Origin of the sequence: Blastomonas sp. UPD001 (assembly GCF_003426715.1) — a bacterium.
Lineage (GTDB): Bacteria > Pseudomonadota > Alphaproteobacteria > Sphingomonadales > Sphingomonadaceae > Blastomonas.
Genome location: NZ_QKVT01000001.1, coordinates 3136868 through 3145706, shown reverse-complemented (window position 1 = coordinate 3145706; position 8839 = coordinate 3136868). Strand labels below are relative to the sequence as shown.

5 protein-coding genes and 2 pseudogenes are annotated in these 8839 nt (G+C 66.7%); 1 reads left to right on the top strand and 6 read right to left on the bottom strand.

Annotated elements, in window-relative coordinates:
* Together DM995_RS15955 and DM995_RS15950 are read right to left on the bottom strand one after the other, a co-directional pair.
* Positions 1-339, bottom strand: a pseudogene (locus DM995_RS15955) (C40 family peptidase); the annotation flags it as partial.
* A gap of 143 nt (positions 340-482) precedes the next feature.
* A pseudogene (locus DM995_RS15950) lies at positions 483-1840 on the bottom strand (leucyl aminopeptidase family protein).
* Between the two features lie 108 nt (positions 1841-1948).
* On the opposite strand from DM995_RS15950, the gene DM995_RS15945 reads away from it, so the two are divergent.
* Positions 1949-2695, top strand: a complete 747-nt coding sequence (locus tag DM995_RS15945) for a DUF3298/DUF4163 domain-containing protein (RefSeq protein WP_502696614.1) — start codon at positions 1949-1951, stop codon at positions 2693-2695.
* Positions 2696-2698: 3 nt separating this feature from the next.
* On the opposite strand, the gene DM995_RS15940 is transcribed toward DM995_RS15945, so the two are convergent.
* The 4 genes from DM995_RS15940 to DM995_RS15925 form a co-directional block, all read right to left on the bottom strand.
* The gene (locus DM995_RS15940) at positions 2699-4219 is read right to left on the bottom strand and encodes a flavin-containing monooxygenase (RefSeq protein WP_116970062.1); all 1521 of its coding nucleotides are present in this window, start codon (positions 4217-4219) and stop codon (positions 2699-2701) included.
* A gap of 110 nt (positions 4220-4329) precedes the next feature.
* Positions 4330-5907, bottom strand: a complete 1578-nt coding sequence (locus DM995_RS15935; RefSeq protein ID WP_116970061.1) for an aldehyde dehydrogenase (NADP(+)) — start codon at positions 5905-5907, stop codon at positions 4330-4332.
* Entirely contained in the window at positions 5904-7541 is a 1638-nt protein-coding gene (locus DM995_RS15930) for an amidohydrolase family protein (RefSeq protein WP_116970060.1), read from the bottom strand. The genes DM995_RS15935 and DM995_RS15930 overlap by 4 nt, the downstream gene beginning before the upstream one ends.
* Positions 7542-7582: 41 nt before the next feature.
* Positions 7583-8839: amino acid permease (locus DM995_RS15925; protein ID WP_232824443.1), on the bottom strand; the 1257-nt coding region annotated here is incomplete at its 5' end.

Here is an 8839-nt window from a genome sequence, read left to right as displayed (position 1 = left end):
CACATAGCCGCAATAGCCGTCGTGCACGCCATAGCCCCAGCCCCAGTCGCCGGCGCTGTCGAGCAGGGCAAAGCCCTCACCCGGCTGCAGCTGGCTGACCGCCTCGGCATCATCGCTGCCCGCCTTGCGCAGCATCGCGGGCGTGCCCGCCACCTGATGCCGTTGCGGCGCGACATAATGCGGCGCGAAGAACCGCCCGGCGAGCGCGATATCGGCCAGGTCGCCGCGAATGGGCGTGACGCGCGGGTCGTAATCGGCCACCGGTCCGCTCAGAACGAAGCGCTGCTGGTGCGCCGCTCCGCTCTCGGCCGGGTCCTGCAACGCCAGACCGGCATCCACCGGCGCTGATCCCGCCGCAGAACGTGTCGAATGTGTCAATTACCCCAGTCCCTCAAGCCGTGCCGCAGCGTCTGTTCCTGCCGGTGCCGGGCACCGCGCAGCCGGGGCAGATAGCCCAGTTGCCGCCATTTGTCCAAGCCCCGTCATTGCGGGGCAGATTTCGCGTCATAGCGGCTGCGAAGATAGTGCCAGCTCGCGCGCAGCCCCATCGCCTCGCCGCCCTTGGGCTGGCCGGGGCGCGGGGTCGGCCGCCAGGAATAGGTATCGAAATGCGCCCAGGCGAGCCCTTCGCCGACAAAGCGCTGCAGGAACAGCGCCGCCGTGATCGATCCGGCAAAGGGGCCCCCGCTATTGCCGATATCGGCAATGTCGCTGGCATACATGTCCTCGTAGCCCGGCCAGAGCGGCAGCCGCCAGCACGGATCACCGACCGCAGTCCCGCTCGACAGCAGCCCGTCGGCGAGCGGGTCGCTGTTCGAGAACAGCGCGGGCAGGTCCGGCCCGACCGCGACGCGCGCCGCGCCGGTCAGCGTCGCGAAATCGAGGATCAGGTCGGGCGTCGCCTCGCTTGCCTTGGCCAGGCAATCGCCCAGCACCAGCCGGCCTTCGGCATCGGTATTGCCGATCTCGACCGTGATGCCCTTGCGGCTCCTGAGCACGTCGCCGGGTCGGAAGGCATTGCCCGAAATCGCATTCTCCACCGCGCCGACCAGCAGGTGCAACCGCACCGGCAGCTTCATCCGCATGATCAGCTGCGCGAGCGCCAGCGCGTGTGCCGCGCCGCCCATGTCCTTCTTCATCAGCAGCATGCCCGATGCCGGCTTGATGTCGAGCCCGCCGCTGTCGAAGCACACGCCCTTGCCGACGATCGCGACGCGGGGATGATCGTCGCGGCCCCAGTGCAGTTCGATGAGGCGCGGGGCGTGGCTGCGCGCCGCCGCCCGGCCGACCGCATGGATCATCGGATAATGCGTTTCGAGCGCATCGCCGCGCGTCACGTCGAGCAGCCCACCATAGGTGCGCGCGAGCGTCGCAGCGGCCTCTTCCAGCGCGGCGGGGCCCATGTCCTCGGCGGGCGTGTTGACCAGATCGCGCACCCAGGCGGTGGCCTCGGCTTCGGCCAGCGCGGCCTCGCGGCGCGCGGGATCGCTGTGAACCGGTGCTGCGCGAGCGCCCAGCCGATCAGCGCATCGCCCGGCCGGGCATCGCCCGCGAGCCGATACGTCCCCGCCGCGAGCGCCTCTGCCACCTTGGCTAGGCACCAAGGGCGCAAGGCGGCGGCATCGGCCACGCCGAGCACGACGGCCCAGTCATCGGCGGAATCGCCCGGCACCACCACCAGTTCGTGCGGCCGCGCGGTAAAGCGCATCGCGGACAGGTGGTTGCGGATGCGCGGCGGCGCAGCGTTCAGCCATTCGGCCAGCCCCGCCTTGTCGACAAGGTGGATGCTGCGCGCGGCCTGGCCAAGGTCCGGCTGGACGAGGGAAGACAAATCAATCATTGTCGGGTCTTACAGCAATATGACGCGCAACTGCGAGAGAGAATCATGATCGTCCGAAAACCCGGCTCCCTGGTGCTGGCGGCGCTGGCGGTATCGATGCTGCCCGCGATGGCTGCCTGCGGGCAGGACGCACCCGAGCAGGACAAGGCCAGACCTGGCAAGGTCGAGCAGGTGGCGGCCAAGCCGGTCTCGTTCGAGCGCGAGACCGAGACGTTCAGCTATACCTATGCCTATCCGGCCGAGGCGGCCGCGATTCCGGCGCTGGTCAAGCTGCTGGAGGAGGAGCGCGTCCAGGGTCTGGCCGAGCTGGAGGCCGAGGCGGCCGAGGCGCAGAAGGACGCCAAGGCCAATGACTATCCCTATAATCCGCACATGCTGGGGACGAGCTGGTCGGTGACCGGCAACACGGAACCGCTGCTCGCGATGCTGGGCGAGATCAGCAGCTTTTCGGGCGGCGCACACGGCAATACCGGGTACGAGGCGTTGCTCTGGGACAAGGCAGCCGGCAAAAGGGTCAAGCTGGAGGCGCTGTTCACCGACATGAATGCCGCGCTCGAACCGGTGCGCAAGCGCTATTGCGACGGCCTCAATGCCGAGCGGCAGGAGCGCCGCGGCGAATACATGTCGGACGATCCCGACGACATGTTCAATGTCTGCCCGCCGTTCAGCGATCTGGTGATCATACCCTCGGCGGTCGGCAATGACGGGTTCGATCGCATCATGTTCGTCGCTGCGCCCTATGTCGCGGGACCCTATGCCGAGGGCGTGTACGAGATCAGCGTGCCGGTGACCGAGCAGGTGCTGGCGAGCATCAAGCCCGAATATCGGGCTGCGTTCAGCGCGGTGACCGGATAACGCCTATTCCGCCGCGATTGCGGTTGGTGCCTCGACCGCGGCCTCGGCCTTGCGGAAGGCGAGCACGCCATCGTCGACCGCCGCTTCGCGGAGCACCTTGCGATCGAACAGATAGTCCTGGTTGAGCCGCCAGGGCATGCGATCGCCCTGCTTTGGCAGGATGTCGAGCGCGCGCTGGACATAGCCCGACGAGAAATCGAAGATCTGCTCCTCGTTCACGGGTCCATCGCTGCCCAGCACCGGTACTGCGATATCGCTGCCGGTGGCCTGCATATGATTGAGAGTGCGGCAGACGAAATCGGCGACGATATCCACCTTGAGCGTCCACGAGGCGTTCAGATAGCCGAACACGATCGCCATGTTCGGCACGTCGCTGAACATGCAGCCCTTGTAATAGAAATGCTGCGTGAAATCGAGCGGCTGGCCGTCGACCGAGAAATCGACCTTGCCCGCCATCGCGAGCTTGAGGCCGGTCGCGGTGACGATCACGTCCGCGTCCAGATGCCGCCCCGACTTGAGCTGGATGCCGGTGGGGGTGAAGCGGTCGATATGGTCGGTGACGATGTCCGCCTTGCCGTCGCGGATCGCCTTGAACATGTCGCCATCGGGCACCAGGCACAGCCGCTGCTCCCAGGGGCCGTAGGGCGGCTGGAAATCGGGCTCGTGCATCTTGCTGCCCATGATCTTGCGGATACGCTTGAGCAGATAGTCGCCGACCTTTTTCGGATTTTCGCGCGCGCGCTTGAACGAGATCTGCTGCATGCGGACGTTCTTGAAGCGGATGAAGCGATAGGCCCATTCGTCGGGCATGATCGCGCGCAGGCTGTTCGCCAGCCAGTCCTTGGCCGGACGGCTCCAGTACCAGGTCGGCGTGCGCTGGAGCATGGTCACGTGCTTGGCCTTGTCGGTCATCGATGGCACGATCGTCACCGCCGTCGCGCCCGATCCGATCACGACGATGCGCTTGCCGGCATAATCAAAATCCTTTGGCCAGAACTGCGGATGGATGATCTGCCCGCCAAAGCTCTCGCGCCCGGCAAATTCAGGGTCATAGCCCTGATCGTAATCGTAATAGCCGGTGCCCATGAACAGATAGCTGCAGGTCAGGTGCCGCACGCCTTCCCCCTCGACCTCGGCGGCGATCGTCCAGCGCGCCTCGCTGCTCGACCAGCTCGCCGAAAGCACCTTGTGGCCGAGCCGGATATGGTCGTTCAACCCGCGCTCGTCCTTGATGCGCTTGAGATAGCTCAGGATCGAGGGGCCGTCGGCAATCGCCTTCTGCTCGCGCCACGGCTCGAACTCGAAACCCAAAGTGTGCATGTCGCTGTCCGAACGGATGCCGGGATACTGGAACAGGTTCCAGGTGCCGCCGATATCTCTGCGTCGCTCGAGGATCGCGAAGGTCCGGCCCGGGCACTTTTCCTTGAGGTGCACCGCCATGCCAATGCCGGAAATTCCGGCGCCGATGATCAGCACATCGACATGCGACGCGGCTTTGAGGTCGGACGGCTTTTCATGCTTCATGGCGGGACTCTCCAGTCGCGAGGCCGCTGTTGCGGCTCTATCGACCGAAAGGTTGCTTACATCGTTGTGAATTGCAACCCATATCGGACCGCCCCGGCCATATTTTGCGCTCAGGCGAGACGCCAGGCCCCGTCGATCCGCGCCATCACGCCGCCCTGTCCGCCCTCGCGCAGCGCCTCGGGCAGCAAGGCTTGCGGAAGATCCTGATACGCGACCGGGCGCAGGAAACGGTCGATCGCGAGCGTGCCGACCGAGGTCGTGCGCCCGTCCGAGGTCGCAGGGTACGGCCCGCCATGGTTGATGGCGTGTCCCACCTCGACCCCGGTCGGCCAGCCATTGGCGAGGATGCGCCCGACCTTGCGCTCGAGCACCGGCAGCAGCGCGCGCGCATCGTCGGTATCGGCCTCGTCCATTTGCAGCGTCGCGGTCAGCTGCCCTTCCAGCCCACGCAGCACCGCGAGCAGCTCGTCGCGGTCCTTGCAGCGCACGACGATCGACGAGGTTCCGAACACCTCGTGCTGCAGCTCGGCCTTGGCGAGCCAGTCCTTCGCCGCGACGCTGAACAACGCGGTGCGGCCTTCGTGCGGCCCGGTCGGGTGAACGCCGCGCGCGATCGTCTGCACCTCGGGCGTGGCGGCGAGTGCGGCGCTGCCCTTTTCATAGGCCGAATGGATTCCGGCGGTGAGCATGGTCTGCGGCACCTGCGCCTCGACCAATGCGCCCGCTTCGGCGAGGAACGCGTCGAGCTCTGCGCCCTCCAGCGCGAGCACAAGACCGGGATTGGTGCAAAACTGGCCCGATCCCAGTGTCAGCGATCCGACATAGCCTGCGGCTAGCGCCTTGGCTCTGGTCGCCAGCGCATACGGTAGCAGGATGACCGGGTTGATCGCCGACATCTCGGCATAGACCGGGATCGGCTGCGGACGCGCGGCGGCGATCTTCATCAGCGCCTCGCCGCCGCTGCGCGATCCGGTAAAACCCACCGCCTGGATGCGCGGATCGGCAACCAGAGCCGCGCCGATGGCATTGCCGGTGCCGGTGACCAGGCTGAACACGCCGGCGGGCATGCCGGTGGCCGCAGCCGCGCGGGTGATCGCGCCCGCGACCAGCTCGGCCGTGCCGGGATGCGCGGGGTGGCCCTTGACCACCACCGGGCAGCCTGCAGCCAGCGCCGAGGCGGTGTCGCCGCCTGCGGTCGAGAAGGCGAGCGGGAAGTTGGACGCGCCGAACACCGCGACCGGACCGAGCGGCACCATGCGCAGGCGAAGATCGGGCCTGGGCGGGGTGCGCGCCGGATCGGCATGGTCGATGCGCAGCTTGAGCCACTGGCCATCGCGCACTTCAGCGGCGAACAGCCGCAGCTGGCCGCAGGTGCGCCCGCGCTCGCCGGTCAGCCGTGCAAGCGGAAGGCCCGATTCGGCGGCCGCGCGGGTCAGCAGCGCATCGCCCAAGCCTTCGATCTCGCTGGCGATCGCTTCCAGAAACGCCGCGCGGCGCTCCAGCGGCAGTTCGGCATAGGGAACCGCAGCGTCTTCGGCGGCCGCGCAGGCATCGGCGATGTCGCGCTCGCTGGCGCTGAAAAAGCCGATATCGGTGATGCTCGCGCCCTCGGCCGGGTCATAGGCATGGAACACCTCGCCATGGCCGCGGCGTTCGCCCGCGATGAAAAACTGGCCGGTCAGCGTCATTGGGTCAGATCTTCCTGTTCGATGGTCATGTAGCCGGGCGGCAGTCCTCGCTCGGCCTTCGAGCGGGCCACCATCGCGCGGATATCCGCGCGTAGCGCCTTGCCCTCGTAGAAAATGCCGTCCTTGACCGTCCAGGCGATGCCGCCGACGCGCTGCGCCTTGCCGGTCGTATCGTCGAGCTTGAGCGTGCCGGTGGCGAAGAGCAGCTTGAGGTTCGCGATCGGATTGCCCTTGACGATGACGAGGTCCGCCTTCTTGCCCGGCTCGATCGTACCAACATCCGCATCATGGCCGAGCAGCCGCGCGCCCTGCTGCGTTGCGGCGTTGATCACCTCGAGCGGGCTGAACCCGGCCTCGCGCAGCAGCTCCATCTCCTGGATATAGCCGAAGCCATAGGTGTTGTAGATATAGCCCGCGTCCGACCCCACGGTGACGCGCCCGCCACGGTTCTTGTATTCATTGACGAACGCCATCCACAGCCGGAAATTCTCCTTCCAGTCCATCTCGCGCTCGGTGGTCCAGTCGAACCAGTAGCTGCCGTGATTGATCCGGCTGGGGCGGTACCAGTCCCACAAGGCGGGCATGGTATATTCGTTATGCCAGACCGCGCGGTTCATCCGCATCAGATCGCGGCTGGCGAGATAGGCCGTGAATGTGGGGTCGACGGTGAAGCCGCGTTTCAGCAGCGTCTCCATCACCTCGTTCCAGCGCTCCGATCCGGGCTTCGCCGCCTGCTTCCAAAGCCTGCCCGCCTCGCCGAAGCGCATCTGCTCGTCGGTATTGACGAAATCGCCGGGCCAGTCCTGCAGTTTGCGGTCGGTGAACAAGGCCTCGGGCAGCCCGTACCAGTGCTCCATCGATTCGAGGCCCGCCTCGCTGGTGCGCAGCACATTGGCATAGGCGACCACGCCCTGGGCATGGTGCATCGTCGAATGCATCCCCAGCTTCTTCGTCTCGTCGATCGCGGCGAGCAGCGCCGCCTCGCTGCCGCCGATGAACTTGATGCCGTCCGCGCCGCGCCGCTTGGCGTCGCGCACCGCCGCGCGGCCCTGTTCGGCGGTGCGGATCGGCAGGCCGATCTGCTGGAACATCGGATAGACATCGAGCCGGGGACCGACAATCTCGTTGCGCGCCAGCCGGTTCTTGATCGCCACCTGCTGCTCGATCGACATTTCGGACGAGCCGACATTGCGCGCGGTGGTGATGCCATGCGCGAGCCAGAGCTTGAGCACATAGTCCGAAGGCACGCCCTGCCCGTCGCTCAGCGTGTGCAGATGGACATGTGCGTCGACAAAACCGGGCAGCACATAATGGCCGGTCAGGTCATATTCCTTGTCGCCACGCGGGGGCCGGCGCGCTTCCTCGATCGCGCCGGGCGCGCCGATGCTGGCGATCTGCACGATCCGGTCGTTCTCGATGACGATATCGACCGGCCCCTGTGCGGGTGCGCCGGTGCCATCGACATAGATCGCGTTGCGCAGCACGGTGCGCGGCCAGGGGCCCTCGCCCAGCGTGCGCGCCGGGATGGGATCGGCCAGCTCGCGCCTTTCCGCCTGGCCGAGCGATTGCGCCGATACGCTGCCCGCCAGCGCGAGCGCCGACAGGCTCGCCAGCAAAATCCGACCGATCCGCATATCCCCATTCCCCTGTTGCGGGCCTTGCTCGGCCCGTTTGATTACGCCCCGGCCTGCTGATCCTGCAGCGCCTGGCTGCGCGAGCGGCTGTAGAGGAAGTAGAAGGCAAGGCCCGCCACGTTCCACAGCGCGAAGCGCACCAGGGTCTGCGACGGCAGGCTGGCGAGCAGATAGAGGCAGCCGAGAATCGCGAGCGTACCCACCAGATAGGGCTGCGGGCACTTGAACACGCGCTTCAATTCGGGCGCGCGCTTGCGCAGCACCATCAGGCAACCGCCCACCGCGATGAAGGCGAGCAAGGTCCCAGCATTGGCCAGCTCGGCAATCTCGTCGAGCCGGAAGAACCCGGCGACAGCAGCAACGAACACGCCGGTAATTCCGGTCACCAGCACCGGCGCGCCGGTCTTGGGCGAGACGCGCGACAGCGCCTGGGGCAGCAGGCCATCGCGCGCCATCACGAAGAAGATGCGGCTCTGCCCGTACATCATCACCAGGATCACCGACGGCAGCGCGATCAGCGCCGCGAGCGCGACCAGATAGGAGGCGGTCGGGTGGCCCAATGTGCGCAGTACCAGCGCCAGCGGCTCGGGCGAATTGCCGAGCGTCAGATACGACATCGCCCCGACGGCGGACAGCGCCACCGCCATGTAGATCAGCGTGCATACCGCCATCGACCCGACAATTCCGATGGTGAGGTCGCGCCCCGGATTGCGCGCCTCCTCAGCCGAGGTCGCCACCGCGTCGAAACCGTAAAAGGCGAAAAACACGATCGCCGCGGCCGCCATCACGCCGCGGGTCGACCCGTCCTGCACGGTGCTGCCAAAGCCATAGGGCATGAACGGCGTGAAATTGGCCGAATCGAACGCGGGCAGCGCCAGCGCGACGAAGGCGGTCAATGCGGTCAGCTTGATGATGACGAGGATGATGTTGAGCGTGGCGCTTTCGCGCGTGCCCGCCATCAGCATGCCCGCGATCGCCAGCGACACGATCACTGCGGGCAGGTTGATGATGCCGCCCGCATGCGGACCCGATAGCAGCATCGTCGGCAGTTCGACCCCGGCGGATTGCAGCCAGCCGACCAGATAGCCCGACCAGCCCACCGCGACGGTCGAGCAGGCAAGCGAATATTCGAGGATCAGGCTCCACCCGACCACCCAGGCCAATGTCTCGCCGACCACCGAATAGGTATAGGTATAGGCGGAACCGGCGGTCGGGATCATCGTCGCGAGCTCGGCATAGGCGAGCGCGGCACAGGCGCAGACCGCGCCCGCAATCGCGAAGGCCAGGATCACCGCCGG